The sequence below is a fragment of the Agrobacterium sp. 33MFTa1.1 genome, assembly GCF_004328495.1.
GTDB classification, from domain to species: domain Bacteria; phylum Pseudomonadota; class Alphaproteobacteria; order Rhizobiales; family Rhizobiaceae; genus Agrobacterium; species Agrobacterium pusense.
This window is the reverse complement of the sequence record NZ_CP036359.1, coordinates 244,598-262,522: the sequence shown is the minus strand read 5'-3', so window position 1 is coordinate 262,522 and position 17,925 is coordinate 244,598. Positions and strand designations below refer to the sequence as shown.

General features: G+C 59.8%; 18 protein-coding genes. 12 read left to right on the top strand and 6 right to left on the bottom strand.

Features of this window, described 5'->3' with window-relative positions; translation table 11 throughout:
- The first annotated feature begins 64 nt into the window (after positions 1–64).
- The 6 genes from EYD00_RS15075 (at position 65) to EYD00_RS15045 (ending at position 7,758) form a co-directional block, all read left to right on the top strand.
- Complete coding sequence (locus EYD00_RS15075; protein ID WP_004445207.1) at positions 65–1,444, top strand: GH1 family beta-glucosidase; 1,380 nt, start codon at positions 65–67, stop codon at positions 1,442–1,444.
- 366 nt (positions 1,445–1,810) lie between these two features.
- Positions 1,811–2,440, top strand: a complete 630-nt coding sequence (locus EYD00_RS15065; RefSeq protein ID WP_022562744.1) for an NAD(P)H-dependent oxidoreductase — start codon at positions 1,811–1,813, stop codon at positions 2,438–2,440.
- 367 nt (positions 2,441–2,807) lie between these two features.
- On the top strand, positions 2,808–3,848 hold the full coding sequence (locus tag EYD00_RS15060) for a methionine ABC transporter ATP-binding protein (RefSeq protein ID WP_034496791.1): 1,041 nt from the start codon (positions 2,808–2,810) through the stop codon (positions 3,846–3,848).
- Positions 3,838–4,506, top strand: coding sequence for a methionine ABC transporter permease (locus EYD00_RS15055; protein WP_006699527.1), 669 nt, complete (start codon positions 3,838–3,840; stop codon positions 4,504–4,506). The genes EYD00_RS15060 and EYD00_RS15055 overlap by 11 nt, the downstream gene beginning before the upstream one ends.
- Positions 4,507–4,539: 33 nt before the next feature.
- Positions 4,540–5,319 carry a MetQ/NlpA family ABC transporter substrate-binding protein gene (locus EYD00_RS15050; protein WP_006699526.1) on the top strand — a complete coding sequence of 260 codons (780 nt, stop codon included), beginning with the start codon at positions 4,540–4,542 and terminating at the stop codon, positions 5,317–5,319.
- 195 nt (positions 5,320–5,514) lie between these two features.
- The gene (locus EYD00_RS15045) at positions 5,515–7,758 is read left to right on the top strand and encodes a bifunctional diguanylate cyclase/phosphodiesterase (RefSeq protein WP_034496788.1); all 2,244 of its coding nucleotides are present in this window, start codon (positions 5,515–5,517) and stop codon (positions 7,756–7,758) included.
- 102 nt (positions 7,759–7,860) lie between these two features.
- On the opposite strand, the gene trhO is transcribed toward EYD00_RS15045, so the two are convergent.
- From trhO to EYD00_RS15030, 3 genes are all read right to left on the bottom strand, one after another.
- Entirely contained in the window at positions 7,861–8,805 is a 945-nt protein-coding gene (gene trhO, locus EYD00_RS15040; protein WP_034496785.1) for an oxygen-dependent tRNA uridine(34) hydroxylase TrhO, read from the bottom strand.
- Positions 8,806–9,096: 291 nt separating this feature from the next.
- Entirely contained in the window at positions 9,097–10,005 is a 909-nt protein-coding gene (locus EYD00_RS15035; RefSeq protein ID WP_034496782.1) for a CHAD domain-containing protein, read from the bottom strand.
- Complete coding sequence (locus EYD00_RS15030) at positions 9,989–10,477, bottom strand: CYTH domain-containing protein (RefSeq protein ID WP_034496780.1); 489 nt, start codon at positions 10,475–10,477, stop codon at positions 9,989–9,991. Before EYD00_RS15030 ends, EYD00_RS15035 begins: the two co-directional genes overlap by 17 nt.
- Positions 10,478–10,648: 171 nt before the next feature.
- Between EYD00_RS15030 and EYD00_RS15025 the strand changes: the two genes are divergently transcribed.
- From EYD00_RS15025 to EYD00_RS15010, 4 genes are all read left to right on the top strand, one after another.
- Positions 10,649–11,287 (top strand): 2-dehydro-3-deoxy-phosphogluconate aldolase, encoded by a 639-nt coding sequence (locus tag EYD00_RS15025; RefSeq protein ID WP_034496777.1) that lies wholly within the window; start codon positions 10,649–10,651, stop codon positions 11,285–11,287.
- Between the two features lie 109 nt (positions 11,288–11,396).
- On the top strand, positions 11,397–12,092 hold the full coding sequence (locus tag EYD00_RS15020; RefSeq protein ID WP_004445183.1) for a tellurite resistance TerB family protein: 696 nt from the start codon (positions 11,397–11,399) through the stop codon (positions 12,090–12,092).
- A gap of 195 nt (positions 12,093–12,287) precedes the next feature.
- The gene (locus EYD00_RS15015; RefSeq protein WP_034496774.1) at positions 12,288–12,980 is read left to right on the top strand and encodes a GNAT family N-acetyltransferase; all 693 of its coding nucleotides are present in this window, start codon (positions 12,288–12,290) and stop codon (positions 12,978–12,980) included.
- Entirely contained in the window at positions 12,967–13,215 is a 249-nt protein-coding gene (locus EYD00_RS15010; RefSeq protein ID WP_004445178.1) for a hypothetical protein, read from the top strand. The genes EYD00_RS15015 and EYD00_RS15010 overlap by 14 nt, the downstream gene beginning before the upstream one ends.
- Here the strand turns inward: EYD00_RS15010 and EYD00_RS15005 are convergent.
- The 3 genes from EYD00_RS15005 to EYD00_RS14995 all read right to left on the bottom strand — a co-directional run bounded on the left by EYD00_RS15005 (position 13,206) and on the right by EYD00_RS14995 (position 16,175).
- A complete protein-coding gene (locus EYD00_RS15005) occupies positions 13,206–14,255 on the bottom strand; it encodes a nickel/cobalt transporter (protein ID WP_034496771.1) in 1,050 nt (349 codons plus the stop codon). The genes EYD00_RS15010 and EYD00_RS15005 overlap by 10 nt on opposite strands.
- Positions 14,249–14,890 carry a DUF1007 family protein gene (locus tag EYD00_RS15000; RefSeq protein ID WP_004445173.1) on the bottom strand — a complete coding sequence of 214 codons (642 nt, stop codon included), beginning with the start codon at positions 14,888–14,890 and terminating at the stop codon, positions 14,249–14,251. Before EYD00_RS15000 ends, EYD00_RS15005 begins: the two co-directional genes overlap by 7 nt.
- Positions 14,891–14,996: 106 nt before the next feature.
- Positions 14,997–16,175, bottom strand: coding sequence for a hypothetical protein (locus EYD00_RS14995; RefSeq protein WP_034496769.1), 1,179 nt, complete (start codon positions 16,173–16,175; stop codon positions 14,997–14,999).
- Positions 16,176–16,446: 271 nt separating this feature from the next.
- On the opposite strand from EYD00_RS14995, the gene EYD00_RS14990 reads away from it, so the two are divergent.
- Together EYD00_RS14990 and EYD00_RS14985 are read left to right on the top strand one after the other, a co-directional pair.
- Positions 16,447–16,734, top strand: coding sequence for a hypothetical protein (locus tag EYD00_RS14990; RefSeq protein WP_034496767.1), 288 nt, complete (start codon positions 16,447–16,449; stop codon positions 16,732–16,734).
- A 516-nt stretch (positions 16,735–17,250) separates the two neighbouring features.
- A complete protein-coding gene (locus tag EYD00_RS14985; RefSeq protein WP_034496764.1) occupies positions 17,251–17,898 on the top strand; it encodes an outer membrane protein in 648 nt (215 codons plus the stop codon).
- The last annotated feature ends 27 nt before the right edge of the window (positions 17,899–17,925 follow it).

The following is a 17,925-nucleotide window of genomic DNA, read 5'->3' as shown; positions in this document are numbered from 1 at the left end:
ACTGTACCTCGCAGGCGACATGGTCTAAACCGCTGCTGATCTTTTCACATCGATGGACTCTCCGATGACCGATCCCAAAACGCTCGCAGCCCGTTTCCCCGGCGATTTCCTGTTTGGCGTCGCAACTGCCTCGTTCCAGATCGAAGGTTCCACCAAGGCGGATGGCCGCAAGCCCTCCATCTGGGATGCCTTCTGCAATATGCCGGGCCATGTCTTCGGGCGTCACAATGGCGATATCGCCTGCGATCATTACAATCGCTGGGAGGAAGACCTCGATCTCATCAAGGAGATGGGGGTGGAGGCCTATCGTTTCTCGATCGCCTGGCCGCGCATCATTCCCGATGGTTTCGGGCCGATCAACGAGAAGGGTCTGGATTTCTACGACCGTCTCGTTGATGGCTGCAAGGCACGCGGGATCAAGACCTATGCGACGCTGTACCATTGGGATCTGCCGCTGACCCTGATGGGGGATGGCGGCTGGTCTTCCCGCTCCACGGCACATGCCTTCCAGCGTTACGCCAAGACCGTCATGGCCCGCCTCGGCGACCGGCTGGATGCGGTGGCGACCTTCAACGAACCATGGTGCGCGGTGTGGCTCAGCCATCTCTACGGCGTCCACGCGCCGGGCGAGCGCAACATGGAGGCCGCGCTTGCCGCCATGCACCATATCAACCTCGCCCACGGTTTCGGCGTGGAAGCTTCCCGCCACGTCGCGCCGAAAGTGCCGGTGGGGCTGGTATTGAACGCCCATTCCGTCATTCCCGCTTCCGATGGCGAGGCTGATCTGAAGGCGGCCGAGCGGGCCTTCCAGTTCCACAATGGCGCGTTCTTTGACCCGGTCTTCAAAGGCGAATATCCCGCCGAGATGATGGAGGCGCTGGGTGATCGTATGCCCGTCGTTGAGGCGGAAGACCTCGGCATCATCAGCCAGAAGCTCGACTGGTGGGGCCTGAATTATTACACGCCGATGCGCGTTGCCGACGACGCGACACCGGGCGCGGAATTCCCCGCGACTATGCCCGCACCGGCGGTCAGCGATGTGAAGACCGATATCGGCTGGGAGGTTTACGCTCCGGCGCTGAAGTCGTTGGTTGAGACGCTCTACAGGCGTTACGATCTGCCGGAGTGCTACATCACCGAAAACGGCGCCTGCTATAATATGGGAGTCGAAAACGGCGAGGTGAATGACCAGCCGCGTCTCGATTATTACGCCGAACACCTCGGCATCGTCGCCGATCTCATCCGTGACGGTTACCCGATGCGCGGTTATTTCGCCTGGAGCCTGATGGATAATTTCGAATGGGCCGAGGGTTACCGCATGCGTTTCGGGCTCGTGCATGTGGATTATGAGACCCAGGTGCGGACGGTGAAGAATAGCGGCAAGTGGTACAGCGCGTTGGCTTCGGGTTTTCCGAAGGGGAACCATGGGGTTGCCAAGGGGTGAGGCTTTCTCTCCTCATCCCTCTGCTCGTCACAGGAATCTAGCCAGCCCAAGTCCTTGGGCTGAGGGGAGTCTTTGCGCCACGTGGACGCGTGTGGGCTAAATTCCTGTGACAAGCACAGGAATGAGGGTGGGGAGGCCGGCTGATGCGTAAAATTCAACGTCGACTCCTGACGGGCGAGAGCACGAAGCCTGTCCGCAATAAAGTTCTCTCCCCTTATTATCAGTTTTCCAAACTTTTTTGTCGGTTACCCCACGGTGCCTGCTTGCGCCTGCCGTCCCGGCTCCTATGTGAGACGGGCTACGAAGCGTAGCGCCCATCCTGCCGTCAAGGGGCAGGGCGGGCTGGTCCTCCCAGGGAAAACGAACATGCTTATCGAAAAACTTAACTGGCGTTATGCCACCAAGAAAATGGACCCTTCAAAGACGGTGTCCGAAGACAAGGTTGAGCGCATTGTCGAGGCAGCGCGGCTGGCGCCCACCTCCAGCGGTCTTCAGCCCTTTGAAGTCATCGTCGTCACCGATCCGGAAGTGCGCGCCAAAATCCGCGAGATTGCCTGGAACCAGGCGCAGGTGACCGAAGGCTCGCATCTGCTGGTCTTTGCGGCGTGGGATAATTACACCGAAGAGCGGATCAACCATATGTTCGATCTGGTCAATGAAGAGCGCGGCATCAAGAATGAAGGCTGGGAAGCCTATCGCCAGATGCTGCTTAACACCTATCCGCAGCGCGATCAGCAGGTGAATTTCGAGCACGCCGCCCGTCAGGCCTATATCGGTTTCGGCATGGCTGTGGCGCAGGCCGCCTTTGAGGGTGTGGATTCCACTCCGATGGAAGGTTTCGATCCTGCCAGGCTCGATGAAATCCTTGGCCTGCGTGAGAAGGGCCTGCGCTCCGTCACCATCCTGCCGCTCGGTTATCGCCAGCCGGAAGGCGACTGGCTGGTGAACCTGAAGAAGGTGCGCCGTCCCGCCGAAGAATTCGTCAGCCGCGTCTGATTCAAGGTACTCGCAAAATCTTGACTGCCGCAGGGCTGCACACGCGGCTTTGCGGTAGATTTTTCCTCTCTTTTCAGATAATTGAAAAAACATCCCTGTTAAAAGGTGGCGTGTGCGGGCAAGTATGCGCCATCGAATTGCCGATCCCCGGCATTTCTGAGTGAAAGCCTGACGAAATGACCCGGAAAATCAGCTGTCATCGAATGTGCCCGAAGGCTGCATGAAGAGAGCGGTTCAGCACCGCAACAGGATTTTTTGAGACCCGATCCGTCACGCATTCCCAGAGTTCACAATGAGTTTTCCATCCAGTGCGGCCTCGCCCGCGCGTCAAGAACAGGCGGTCCCTGAAGGGGCGGCAAAGGAGCCGATGGTCACGTTCGAAGGCGTGACCAAGACCTTTGGCGGCACGGGCGGCAAGCCCGGCTTCGCAGCCCTAGCCGGTATCGATTACGCCGTGCCGAAAGGCTCAATCACCGGCATCATCGGTCGTTCCGGTGCCGGCAAGTCCACGCTCATCCGCCTCGCCAACGGCCTCGAGAAGCCTTCAACCGGTCGTGTGATCGTTGATGGCGTCGATGTTGCGGCGCTCGATGAAAAGAGCCTGCGCACGCTGCGTCGTTCCGTCGGCATGATCTTCCAGCACTTCAATCTCCTGTCGTCGCGCACCGCCTTCGATAATGTGGCGCTGCCGCTCGAAATATCAGGCATGGGCAAGAGGGAAATCGAGACCCGCGTTGCGCCGCTGCTTGATCTCGTCGGCCTGTCCGATAAGGCAAAGCGGTATCCGGCGGAACTTTCCGGCGGCCAGAAGCAGCGTGTCGGCATTGCCCGTGCGCTCGCCACCCAGCCGAAGCTGCTCCTTTCCGACGAGGCGACTTCTGCGCTCGATCCGGAAACGACACAATCCATTCTCGAACTGCTGAAGCGCATCAATGCCGAACTCGGTCTGACCGTGCTGCTCATCACCCATGAGATGGAGGTGGTAAAGACCATCGCGTCGCAGGTGGCCGTCATCGACAGGGGACTGATCGTTGAGCAAGGCACCACCTTCGATATCTTCACAGCGCCGAAACACGAGACCACCCGCAGCCTGCTGTCGTCCTCTGTCGGCGTGAAGCTGCCGCACTGGGTTACCTCTGGTCTCAAGCCGCAGGCAGCGGAAGGCGATCGTGTTCTGGTGCGTCTGGTGTTCTTCGGCGAAACGGCCTTCCAGCCGCTGACGGCCCGTCTCGTCGCCGAAATCGGCCCGGATGTGAACATCCTCGCCGGCACCATCGAGGAAATTTCCGGCGAGCCCTTCGGTTCGCTTGTCGTCTCCTATCCGGCCTCGGCTGAGGTTACGGCGCGCGCCGATCGCTTTTATGCTGAAACCGGTCTTCACACGGAGGTGCTCGGTTATGTCGCCTGATATGATCTTCAACCTTCTGCTGAAAGGGCTGTTGCAAACCCTTCACATGGTTGCTGTTTCCGGCATCGTTGGGTCCATCATCGGCGTGCCGATGGGCGTTTTCCTCGCCACCAGCGGCAAGGGCGAACTGTTTCCCGCGCCCATGACCAACCGCATCCTCGGCCTCATCGTGAATGCGGCGCGCTCCACGCCCTTCATCATTCTTGTCGTGGCGATCATTCCCTTCACCCGTCTCGTGGCGGGCACGTCGATCGGCACCAGTGCCGCCATCGTGCCGCTGACGGTTGCGACCGTGCCTTTCATCGCCAGGCTGGTGGAGGCGGCGATCCGCGAGGTGGACAAGGGTCTGATCGAGGCTGCCCGCGCCATGGGTGCGACCCCGCTGCAGATCGTCACCAAGGTTCTGCTGGCTGAGGCCAAGCCCGGCATCACGCTGGCGCTCACGCTCACGCTGGTCAGCCTCATCGGTTATTCGGCCATGGTGGGCGCGGTTGGCGGCGGCGGGCTGGGCGATCTCGGCATCCGCTACGGTTACCAGCGCTTTATGCCAGACGTGATGCTGGCCGTGGTTCTGGTGCTGATCGTGCTGGTGCAGCTGGTGCAGAGCGCCGGCGACCGGCTGGCGCGCAGCTTCGACAAGCGTACACGGAAGAATTAACTGCGTTCATAATAACAACCCAAGGAGACACCTATGAAGAAACTTATTCTCGCGGCATCGCTCGCCGCTCTCTTCACCGCCGGTCAGGCGCTGGCCGAGACGATCAAGATCGGCGTCACCCCCGCCGAACACGCGCAGATCATGGAACAGGTGAAGAAGATCGCGGCCGCCAAGGGCCTCGATATCGATATCGTCGAGTTCTCCGATTATGTCGTGCCGAACCAGGCGCTGAACGACGGCGAGCTGCAGGCCAACTCGTTCCAGCACCAGCCGTACCTCGACAACCAGATCGCTGACCGCAAGTTCGATCTCGTCAGCGTCGGCACCACCATCACCACCCCGATGGGCGTTTATTCGAAGAAGGTGAAGAGCCTTGACGAGCTGAAGGATGGCGCGACGGTCGGTATTCCGAACGATCCCACCAATGGCGGCCGCGCCCTTCTGGTTCTTGCCTCCAAGGGCCTGATCAAGGTCAAGGAAGAAGCTGGCCTCAAGGTAACGCCTGCCGACATCACCGAAAACCCGAAGAACATCCAGATCGTCGAACTCGACGCCGCACAGCTGCCGCGCTCGCTTGACGATACCGACGCTTCGGTCATCAACACCAACTATGCCACGGCAGCCGGCCTGAACCCGAAGAAGGACTCCATCGCCATCGAAAGCGAAAAGTCCCCTTACGCGAACGTCATCGCCGTTCGCACGCAGGACAAGGACAAGCCCTGGGTGAAGACGCTGGTGGAATCCTACCACAGCCCGGAAGTGAAGGCCTTCATTCTGGAGAAGTATAACGGCACGGTTATCCCGTCCTGGTAATCGCTCCATCACGATGAAAATGATGACCTCTCCCGCGCGCGGGGGAGGTTTTTTGTTTTACGGACGGGCGCAAATCCACTTTTCCTGAAAAACTTCCGTTCTTTCAGAAAGGATTTTTCAGATTTCCGGTCGGACTGTCGTTTTGTACCCGTTGTTTTTTGGGTCGGTGTTACGGCGCGGCTTAACGGCTTTTGAATGTTTCCTTCGCAAGATGATGCTTTCGAAGGGGATTTTATGCGGATTGCGCCGCGCAACATTGGGGACTATTTGCCGGTCGGGCGCAGAACCGCCGTCGGCGTTGTGCTGTCCACCTTCGCGCTGGTGCTTCTCATCGTTACGGCGCTCGTCCTCTCCGCTCTCAGTCAGGTCCGGGAAAAGGCCAATCTGCTCGACAGTGCCCGTTCACGCGAGACGACGGCGGGAGCTCTCGTCACTTTTCGCGAACAGCTTGGTGCGACGCTCAACGATTACGCCGCCTGGGACGATGCCGCCGAATATGTCTATGCTCCTGATCGCTTCGACTGGGTGGCAAGCAATTACGGCGACATGACGGCCAATAACGATCTTTTCGATACTGCCGTTATCATCGACGAGGATGACAAGGTCCGTATGGCTTATCAGAATGGCAAGCCGGCGAAATGGGTGCCCGGCACCTATTTCGCCGCCGGCCTTCCGGAAATGATCGAACGGGTGCGGTCCATGCGTCCCGGCGTCACCTCGCAGGTCACGGGTTTCGTCAAAACCGGGGATGGCATCGCCGCTGCCGGTGTTGCGCTGGTGCGGCTCAAATCGGGAGCGCTGCCGCCGGTCGGTGCGGAGCGGCGCTATCTGGTTTTTGCCCGTCATCTCACCCAGGCGACGGTGCACAAACTCGCCCGCAACTACGTGATCGAGGGCCTGGAGCTGCAATATGGCGAGGGAACGGCCGCCAACCATGTGGATATCGTCAATCCGCTGGGGCAGGTGCTGGCACGGCTCGTCTGGCGCTCGCACCTGCCCGGAGATGTCAGTTTTCATGAGGCGCGGCCGGTCGTCTTTACCGCGCTCGGTATCGCCGGCACGTTCTTTCTGGTGCTGCTCATCATCGGTTCGGCCACGCTCGATCGTCTGAAGGCGGATGAGGCGGCGGCGCGGGAAGAGGCTCTGCGCGATCGGCTGAGCGGCCTCAATAATCGCGCCGGTCTCTTCGCGAGGCTGGACCGCATGGTCGCCAGGGCAAGCCACGACAAGACGGATATCAAGCTGCTTTATCTCGATCTCGACGGCTTCAAGGAAATCAACGATTCCTACGGCCACGCGGCGGGTGACCGGCTCATCAAGGGCGTGGCGGCGGCGCTCAGGGTGCTGGTGCCGGAAGGCGCGGTTCTGGCGCGGCTCGGCGGCGACGAATTCGCCATCGCCATTCAGGGCGACGACGTGTGGGTGGAAGGCCGCAAGCTCTGCATGTCACTGCTGGAACTGTTCACCGAACCCTTCAGCATAGGCGAGCGTGTGGCAAGTATAGGCTGCAGCATCGGCACGTCGATCTCGCGGGCGGGGGACATCAATGGTGAGGAATTGCTGCGCCGCGCGGATATGGCCATGTATCAGGCCAAGGAAAACGGCCGCGGTCGTTACGTGTCCTACGAATTGAAAATGGATGCGCTGCGCGAGGAAAAACTGCAGCTCGAGGCCGATCTTCGCTCCGCCATTTTGAACGACGAGATACAGGTGGTTTATCAGCCGGTCGTCAGCGCCGCCACGCGCTGCATTACCGGGGTGGAGGCGCTGGCCCGCTGGCAGAGGCCGGGATATGGCTTCGTCCCGCCCGACATATTCATCGCCGCTGCCGAGACGAGCGGTCTCATCGACCGGCTCGGCCTGCTGGTGCTGCGCAAGGCCTGCGAGACAGCACAGCAATGGCCGTCCATCAAACTGTCGGTCAATATTTCACCCGTGCAGTTCCGCAATCCGGCCTTTTCCGGCCATGTCGCGGATATTCTGGATGCGACGAAGACGCCGCCGGAAAGGCTGCGGCTGGAAATGACGGAAGGTTATTTCATCCAGCACCCGGAGCGGGCAAGTGCGGCGATAGACAAGCTGAAACAGCTCGGCCTGCATATTGCGCTCGACGATTTCGGCGCCGGCTTTGCCAGCGTCGGCTATCTGCGTCGCTTCGGCTTCGACAGGATGAAGATCGACCGTTCGCTCATCATGGCGCTCGACAAGGGAGGCCGCTCGCTGGAAATGCTGCAGGCGACCGTGGCGCTGGCGAAATCACTCGACATTCCGGTCACGGCCGAAGGCGTGGAAACGGAAGAGCAGGCGGCCATACTGCATCTGTGCGGCTGCGACGAATTGCAGGGTTACCTGTTCTCAAAACCGGTCGCGGCGGAAGAGATCACCGCCATGCTGGACGGACAGGATGCGCCGCTCTTTGCGCTGCGGGCGGGGGCGTGAGGTTCTCGACGTGTCGCTTCTCGTTTCTTCTCCCCGGCGGGGAGAAGAAACACGCGGCGCCGCTCTATCCAAATTTAGATACAGTCCTATAGCTACCTGGGCTTACCGCCCCAGATGCCGCTCGCCGCGCTTCTTTGCCAGGTCGATCTGCTGTTGCCGGTCGCGGAAGCGCTGGCGGTCTTCTTCGCTGCGCTCATCGTAGCAGCTCGGGCAGGAGACGCCTTCCTCGAACTTGGGTGACAGGCGCACTTCCGGGGTGATCGGGTTGCGGCAGGCGTGGCACAGCTGGTGGTCGCCTTCGGCCAGGCCATGCACCACCGACACACGCTCGTCGAAAACGAAGCAGGCGCCCTCCCACAGGCTTTCTTCTTCCGGCACTTCTTCCAGATATTTCAGGATGCCGCCCTTGAGGTGATAGACCTCGTCGAAGCCCTGCTCCTTCATGAAGGCCGTGGCCTTTTCGCAGCGGATGCCGCCGGTGCAATACATGGCGATCTTCGGCTTGTTGTGCAGGCCGGGATTGTTCTTCACCCAGTCCGGAAACTCGCGGAAGGTTTTCGTCTTCGGATCGACTGCACCCTTGAAGACGCCGATGGTGGTTTCGTAATCGTTGCGGGTATCGATGACGATCGTGTCCGGGTCGGAGATCAATTCGTTCCAATCGCGCGGGTCGACATAGGTGCCGACGATCCGGTTCGGATCGATATCAGGCACGCCCATCGTGACGATCTCTTTCTTGAGCTTCACCTTCAGCCGCACGAAAGGCATGTGCGAGGCGCGGCTTTCCTTGTGCTCCAATGCCGAAAATTCCGGCTGGGCGCGCAGGAAGGAAAGCACGGCGTGAACGCCTGCATCCGGGCCGGCGATCGTGCCGTTGATGCCCTCGGCGGCCAGCAGCAGCGTGCCCTTGACGCCGTTCTTCTGGCAGAGCTCGAACAATGGCTCACGCAGGCTCTCGAACCGCGGCAGGCGGGCGAAATGATAAAGCGCGGCCACAAGGAAATCGCCAGAGACTTCCGGGCGGGGGAGAATGGTCGTGTCGGTCATGGCCGGTGAAATACAGCGACGGCGGCCGCAAAGCAATATTTATCGGTGGGTTCGGGTATTTTGAAAATCGTCAATCGGGAGGATTTGTGGGCTTCCTGTCATTCCTGCTGCCGTGTGCAGGCAACGGGATGTCGCAATGCCGCCTCCGTCATTCCGGCCTTGAGCCGGAATCCAGCCGACGCGCGTCTGCGCGGCGGGACAAGTCTTTTCAGCCCAAGGACTTGGGCTGGCTGGATTCCGGCTCAAGGCCGGAATGACGGAGGTGAGCGAGCGCCGAAAGTGGCGTTTGGCCTACTTCGCCGCCTGCCGCCACAGCAGGCCGACGATGCGGCTTTCCGTGCGGGCAGATTCGGAAAAGACCTCATCTGCCAGTTCAAGGCCTTCGGCACGCAGCGCCTGCTGCCTTTCGATGATGGCGTCGAGCAGCAGCGCCAGCCGTTCGCCGTTGCCAAAGCGGTCGGGCTCGCGGTCGGCCACGGCGGCGAGAACCGAGAGATCGTGTTCGTGGCCGAGAATGTCGACCAGTCGCTTGGTATCGGCGCGCTTGGCGCGCATGGCGGATGGCCAGATACGCCTCATCAGACCAAGATGCATCCAGTAGGTCTGGCCGGCCTTGCGCAACTCATGAAAATGCTCGACATCGGCCCGCTCGTGGCAATCGGCCAGCGCCTGTCGCGCCCGTTTCCTCTGCCGCGCCCAGCTTGTCCTCAGCAGCCGGGCGCTGTCCCTGAGCTCATCCGGCAGCGATAGCGTCTTCAGCCGTTCACGTCCCGCCTCGCAGCCGGTGATGGCCGCAGAAATCGCCTCGTCGAGAGCGGCCTCGTATTTCACCGCATGATCCCGACGCGCGCGCAGCATCGCCGTGATGGACCGCAGCGCCTCACCCTGTGTATCGGAGAGCGCGAAAGCCTCCAGATATTCCGCCGTTTCCACCAATGCCGTCGCATCACGGGCGAAGGCGAGCGAACGGGCAATATCCCGGAAGCGGGCATTTTCCTCTCGGCTGAAATCCGGCGCCGCCTTTCGGATGAGGCGGTAGAGGGACCGCAGCCGCTTGAAGCGCTTGCGCGCATCGTGCACGGCCTCGTGCGGGCCGGACGGACGGTTACGCAGGATGGTGACCGTGTCTTCGATCAATTCCAGGCCGGCGCGGCGGATTTCATCGTCAAAGGGCTTTTTCGGATCAATTCTGAAAGGCATCCGACAGGTCTCCGCTCTGGTCGTCCGTGGCGAGGGACTGGTTGGAAAAGCGCCTGTCGCCCGTTACCTCCCTGCCGAGCCAGGGAGGAAGATCCGGATCGGCATTTTCGTCATCCATCTCCACTTCCGCCACGATAAGCCCCTTATATCGGCCTTCGAAAACATCGATCTCCCAGGTGAAGCCGCCGTGATCAACCGTGTGCCGCGTCTTCTCGATCACCACGCCGGGCGCGCTGGCCATCAGTTCCTCGGCATCGTCCAGCGGGATGGGATATTCATATTCGTCGCGGACGAGCGCGCTTGCGCCGATCTTGATTGTGAGTGTCGCGTCACGCCCGTCGACGATCCTCACCCTGACCGAACGATTTTCCATGGAGGCGACATAGGCCTGCCGGAAAGCCATGCTATGCGTTACCTCATCGCGCCATTCACCGCCTGCAACAAGAAACTTCCGTTCGATTTCCTTGGCCATGCTGTCTCCGCAAACTGGTGCGCCAGACTATCGCAAGACAGCGTGATGAAGAAGCGAATTGATTGAAGTATCAGGGCAAAAAATGGCCTTGCCATGCCTCGACATCAAAGCCGGGGCAGGCTAATCGGTAAACGGGATTTCAATCGTTTCAATCGCGCAAGGAGGCTCATCTTGGCCCAGGACTCCGAAAAACTTCTCTCCATCCTGAAACTTCAGCCGGTCGTGCCGGTGCTGATCGTGGATGACGCCGCCTCCGCCGTGCCGCTTGCGCGTGCTTTGGTCGCTGGCGGTCTGAAGGCAATCGAGGTCACCATGCGCACGCCGGCCGCGCTGGACGCCATCCGTGCTGTTGCGGCGGAAGTGGAAGGCGCCAATGTCGGCGCCGGCACCATTCTCAATGCGAAGGATTTCGAGGCGGCTGCCGAAGCCGGTTCCACCTTCATCGTCAGCCCAGGCATCAACAAGAGCGTGCTGGAAGCTGCGCGCAGCTCCAGGGTGCCGCTGCTTCCGGGCGCCGCCACTGCCAGCGAAGTCATGGCGCTGCGCGACGAGGGTTACAAGGTGCTGAAGTTCTTCCCGGCCGAACAGGCTGGCGGCGCACCTTACCTAAAGGCGCTGTCTTCGCCGCTCGCCGGCACCGTCTTCTGCCCGACCGGCAGCGTATCGCTCAAGAACGCAAACGACTATCTCTCCCTGCCGAACGTCGTCTGCGTCGGCGGCTCCTGGGTTGCCCCACGCGAACTGGTGGCGACGGGTGATTGGGCGGGCATCACCAAGCTTGCCGCCGAAGCTGCTGCGCTGCGCGGCTGATTTGTCTCCTGTCAAACCCGTTCACGAAGGCGTGAGCGGGTTTGACATTTATAATCGGCCCACGGCTTCCTATCTCCCCCTGTAGATTTGACCTCTACAGGAGATTTTGATGTTCGACGCCAAGAAGCTTCTTGAACAATTCCTCGGCTCGCAGGTGCCGGGCCTTTCGGGAAGCGTCCGTGACAGAGCCGGGCAGGCCGCCGATATCGCCAAGAACAATCCCCTCAAGGCCGGTGCTCTCGCCGCCGCAATCCTGGGCACCAAAACCGGCCGCAAGCTCGCCGGCAACGTCGCCACCATCGGCGGTGTCGCCGCCATCGCTGGCCTCGGTTACCTCGCCTACAAGAATTACAAGTCAGGACAGGCGCCGGAAGCCGCGCCGAAACCCGAGCCGGAACTTCTCGCTCCGCCCGCCGATTCCGCTTTCCATCCGCAGTCGCCGGCGCTTTCCAATGATTTCGCACTGAAGCTCATCCAGGCCATGATCGCGGCTGCCAAGGCCGACGGGCATATCGATGAGAAAGAGCGCGCCAATATCATGGACAAGGTGCAGGTTTCCGGCCTCGATAGCGAAGCCGAGCGTTTCCTCGAAAAGGAACTGGCCGATCCGCTCGACATCGACGCCCTTGTGGCCGCTGCCCGCACGGAAGAGCAGAAGGTGGAGCTTTATACCGCCTCGCGGCTTGCCATCGAGGCCGATACGCGGGCGGAGCGGGGGTATCTCGATCTTCTTGCCGGGCGGCTTGGGTTGCCGGATGCGCTGGTGGATCACATCGAGGCGACGGTGGTGGCGGCGAAGGTGTAGGTTGGCGTTTGGACTTGGGCATGAAGGTTTGAGCGTGTGGCTCACCCCCCTCTGCCCTGCCGGGCAGAGGGGGATGAGCCACGCCCACCGAGGACGATAAGCGCCCCGCCGAGATCACCGCATCCCACCCCCACATCCACTGTTGTCATCCCGCCCGGCTTGCCCTAATCCTTCTCCCAGCAAATGGGGAAGAGAATGCGCGATCTGAGAGAATTCAAGGGATGTCCGGCGCCGCAGCCGGTGGTGCTGAAGGGCCGTTATGTAACGGCGGAACCGTTCGATCGTGACAAACATCTGGAAAAACTCTGGGCTGCGCTTGGCGGCGAGGGCACCAATGCGCTGCTCAGATATTTCCCGCAAAGCGCCTTTCCCGATGCGGATGCCTTTGGCGACTGGCTTGTTGGCGCTGGCGAAAAGCTTAACTGGGTGACGCTCGTCTTTGTCGAAAACACAACGGGCGAAATCGTCGGCATGGCGAGTTACATGCGGCCCGATCCCGCCAATGGCGTGGTAGAAGTCGGCTCCGTCGCCCATGGGGCGAAAATGAAACGTTCCCCGCTTGCCACCGAGGCGCATTACCTTATGGCGAAGCATGTGTTCGAGGATCTGGGGTATCGCCGTTACGAGTGGAAATGCCACAACGAAAACGAGCCCTCCAAGACGACGGCGAAGCGTTATGGCTTCACCTTCGAAGGCGTCTTCCGCCAGCATATGATCTCGAAGGGGCAAAATCGCGATACGGCGTGGTTTTCCATGATCGACGCCGAATGGCCACTGATCGGCAGGGCCTTCGAGGCCTGGCTTTCACCGGACAATTTTACAGCTGACGGCACGCAGAAGCGCAAGCTTGAGGATATTCGCGCGGAGCTTGCCCATGCCAACGCCTGAAAAGCCAAAGCCCGAGACGCCAACCGCCAGAAAGGATTGGTCGCCTGCCATTGCCGCGGTGCTCATCATCCTCGGCTTCGGGCTGATATTCTTCATCATGCCTAAAATCATGTTGTGGCTCGGGGATTATTCGCCCTGGCTGGCGGCCGCCTTCGGCACGGTGGCGGTGCTCTGTTTTTTCCTGCTGTTCTGGCTGCGGGCGCGTTACCAGCGACGCCATAACGATCAGAACTGAAGCGACGCCCCGAGCAGCATCAGGCCCATCAGCAAGACGAAGAGCGCACCGGCGATTTCGATCGCGTGGCTGATACCGGCCGCCCTGCGGCTGCCGGGGCCAGCGAAACGCACGGCCAGACCCTTGGCGGAGACGGCCATGATGGCGAGGACCGAGACCGTGATGGCGGTGCCGAGCGACATCGCAAGGACGGAGAGCACACCGCCAAGATAAAGCCCGTTCAAAAGCGCGAAGCTCATGACGATGATAGCCCCCGAGCAGGGCCTGAGCCCCACAGCGATGATGGCTGACCATGCCTCGTGAAGACTGAAGTTCTTTGCCCTCAGCAGCATCGGATCGGGCGCGTGGGATTTGCCGCAGGCGGTGCAGAGATCGCCCAAGCCGTCATGGGCGTGATCGGCAAAAACCGGTTTGCCCTGAAACCGCAGCCCCGTGCCCATGCCGGTGGTTCTTGCCGCCGGTGCCTCACCCGCCACAGCGAAAACGGTGGCCGGCTCGCGCCGGATTCGCAGCGACCAGAGTTTTCGCACCAGCAGCCATGCGCCGAACAGGGCGACCATGGCGAAACTGGCGATTTCCATCGCCTGTGTCGCTTTCGTCATGGTAATTGAGGTGCCGCGCAGCACCAGCCAGGCCGCACCGACAAGGCCGATCGCGACAGCGCCCTGAATGAGCGCCGAGACGAAGGAGATGACGATGCCACGTCTCAGCTGCGTTTCATTGGCGATCATGTAGGAGGAGATGACCGCCTTGCCGTGGCCGGGACCGGCCGCATGGAACACGCCATAAGCAAAGGAGAGGCCGATCAGCGAACCGAGCGCCCAGCTGTCCTCGCGCATCGCCTTCAGCGCGCCGGTCAGCGCCCGGTAGAACATCTGCTGGTGCACGTTGATCCACTGCATCAACGGGGCAAAAGGCCCGCCGACGGAAAAGGACGGTTCGGCCGAGCCTATGCCGAGCGGCGATTGCGCATGGGCCGCGCCGGCCACGGCAATGAAGCCGATGACGACGGCAAGCAGGCCGACCCGGCGGCTCAGCATGTGACCTCCAGCCGCGTGGCAAAGAGCTTGGTCATGTCTGTACCGGTGGGATCGTTGAAAAAGGCATCGGTGAGCGTATTCTGGTTCTGGGAGATCACTTCGTCCGGATCAGGGCGCACCACATGCTGCTTGCAGGCCTTCAAATCCTTGCCCTCGGTGGCGATGTCGCCGTCCTTGGCGAAATCGATCGCCGTATACATCGTCGGATCCCACGCGCCAAAGCTGAGCCTGCCCTTCACCGCCAGAGGTTTGAGCGGTTTCACGGAAAAGAACATCAGAATCTGCTGGTCCTTGTAATCCACATGAATGGCGTCGGGTTTACCGAACTCCACCGGTTTCCCGTCAGCGGTGATGAAGGTGTAGTAGGAATATTCGGCCAGCGATTCCAGCACGGTATTGCCGATTTCGGCCAGCTCGTCCTTGTCGAGTTTCAGATCGCTGTTCTTGTCGTAATCCATCACAACGCTTGCTGAGAACATCTCGTCGAAACGCCAGATGTTGCGCACTTCCTGGATGGTCCGGTTCGGTCCCTCGACGATTTCCATCCGGGCTTCGGCAAAGATATGCGGATGGGCGGAGGCGGCGACGGGGATGCAGGCGAGGCCGGCCGCGAGAAGCAAAAATCGTCTGTACATTATCCGGTCTGTCCTGCCGTCGAATCTGGAAGGTCTGACTCTAGCAGAAATTGGGACCGAATTTCGACCCGATGCGTCCGAACCTTCGCGCAGGTTGAGACGGAGTTCAGAAGGTGCCGCTGAAACGCGAGGTGACGCTCGAGCCATCATAGGCAAGGTCGGTATCGCGCTCGTCATGCAGCAGGCGGTTGAACTCCACCTCCAGCTTGCTGTTCTTGCCGGTATCGAAAGAGAGGGTGGCGACCAGCCGGCGCTCGCTGGTATCGTAATTGTAATAGATCCAGTCCTTGTGGACCTGCTGCAGCGCGAGGTCCAGGCCGACCTTCTCGGCCAGCCTGCTTTTCACGACGAACTGCCAGCGACGGTGAAATTCGGCGATCGGGTCGTCGGGATCGAACAGGGCGTAATCCTGCGAGAAGCCCACGCCAAAGGCGATGCGGTCCGTGGCCTTCAGCTCGGCTTCCGTCCGGAGATAAGGCCGGGTGCGCTTCACCTTGTCGCTGATCTCGTCTCCGGAAATGGAGGTCAGCCCAGCTTCGGCAAGCACTGCGAGACGGTTCGAGAACCTGTAGCCGTAAGCAAGCGAGCCGCGCAGCGTATGGGCCGGAAACCGCTCATATTTTTCCTGCTGCCCTTCCGGCACGAGAATGCGGTCATAGGCGATCGTGATGCCAGCCTCACCGCCGGCGAGTGGCCGTTCATGTTCCGCCTTCAGCGACAGGAGCGCCTCATTGGCCTCCAGACGCGTGGGGATGAAATAGGCCGGGCGGAAACGCGCCTCGCCTTTCATCAGGCTGGCAAGGCTGGCCGTCAGCTTGTTCTTGCCGCCAAGGGCGAGGATGCCAAGCTGGGAGGAGGCTTCAAGCTTGTGATCCAGCTGCCTGTATCCGATATTTTCTTCCGGCAGGTGCAGGAAAATATCGCCGGCATCGCTGCGGGTGCCGCGCAACTCAAGAGCCCATTCCAGCTTTTCGGAAAAGCGTCTGGTCAAACCCAGCGACGCGATGGTGTTATGCTCATTGGCAAAACGGTAACGGGGAAGGCGAACCTCTTCCTGCTCAAGCGAGTAACGCAGTTCCGCCCCTTCAAGCGCGATCTTGCCCGTGAGCCCGAAGCCGGCGCGCAGCGAAATGGCGCTCAGCCGATTGGTGTCGGCGAAATAATTGCTGTCATAGGAGATGCCGGATTTGTAGGTGATGGTGTGCTCATCGGCCTTTTCTCCCGCCCACCCGGGGCAGGCGCAGGCAAGCCCGAGAACAAGCGCGATATATCCCCCCAGCCGCATTTGCATCTCCGGTCGCTAATTAAGCAATATCTTATATTTGGATGGTTAATAAAGTTTCCTGCCCGGTTTTACTGTCTCCGCCAAAGGTGCCTGCCGATACTCTTAGGAAAAGGAGCGAAAGGGCGGAGACGAGATATGTAGTATTTGATTAAAATCGCCAGTATTAGTGTTAATCGTTTATTGTAATATTAGCCTTTGCTTGAATTAGAATCCTCTAAATATACAGTTCAGTTACGCCAGATGGCGTGATCAAACAAAAGAGGAGAGAGAAATGATTGCAAAGTTCGCTTGTGTAGCCGCTATTCTTACTGTCGCTTCCGTTGGTCAGGCCAATGCGGGCGGTCTTCTGGGTGGCATCCTGTCCGGCAACAGCAACAAGGGCGGCGCCCTTGTCGTGGTTTCGCCGAGCATCGATCTCGGTGTCAGTGGCATCCTGTCCAATAACGGGATTTTGAATGGCAGCAAGACCGGCATCCTGAACGGCGTGCTGAATGGCAACAAGACGTCCGTCGATGTCATCGACAACAAGAATGACGGCGGCAAGAAGCGCCGGCACTAAGGAATGAAGCAAGGGATGGCGAAACCATTGTCTTTCGCCATCCCGCTCTGACGGGACAGCTCGAAGATCATCAGGGATTTTCGACGCAGACGATGCGCGAAGCGCATAAGCCGGTAACGAACCCAGAGTTGCGTGTGTGTGACGCATGGTATTTCCGGCAAGAACAAACGGCGCATCCATGACTGAAGGGGGCCCTCGGGCTCCCTTTTTTTGGAGGACGATCCAGCTGCGTCGTCGCGCTCGCCGATCCTTGAAGTGCCTTAGAAAGATGCGTGCATCCGGTGTATTTATGTTTGGATATTCTAATTTTACTTTAAATGAAATAAGAAGTTATAATGTAGAAATATACAATATACTTTATTATTCTCTCGTTTTGGCGTCATTGTTACTTGTTTTTAACGTTTGGATGCTTCAATTAGAACGTGTCCCCGACTCGTCGTCGTGACCGTGATTTCGGCGGCGGCTATGTTCGAGGCCCGCTTCGTGGCGGGTAGGGCAGTTTTGAAGGAGCAATTTATGTTGAAACAATCATTTCTCGTCTTCGCCGCACTTGGCGTTCTTTCCGGCGCAGCCATTGCTGCTGATGCCGTTAGCGACATTCCGGCGGCGCCTGCTGTCAGCGACGCTGCGCCTGCCTTTTCCTGGGATGGTTTTTACGCCGGTGTTTCCGGTGGCTATGGCTGGAACCGTTTGAAAGCCACGGAAGACGGTGACACCGAAAAGCATAGTTTTGATGGCGGTCGCTTCGCGGGCTTTGCCGGTTACAATGCAGAAGTGGCGCCGTCAGTCATTCTCGGTGTCGAGGGCGACCTCGGTTACGCCTGGGGCAAAAAGACGATCGAGCTCAGCAAGGTTTCCTCGGGCTTGAACGGCTCGGCACGTCTGCGCGCCGGCTATGCCATCGACCGCGCCCTGATCTACACCGCCGGCGGTTACACCGCCACAAACAGCAAGATCAAGACGCCTTTCGGCAACACGAGCGAGACGCTGAATGGCTGGACGATTGGTGCGGGTATCGATTACGCCTTCACCGACAACATATTCGGCCGTCTCGAATATCGCTACAACGATTTCGGCAAGAAGACCTACACTGTCCAGAACCTCTCTGCCGATGGAAAGCTCAGCGACCACGTCGTTAACGTCGGTCTCGGCGTGAAGTTCTGATTGGCGGTTATTCGTACCGGCGGAACG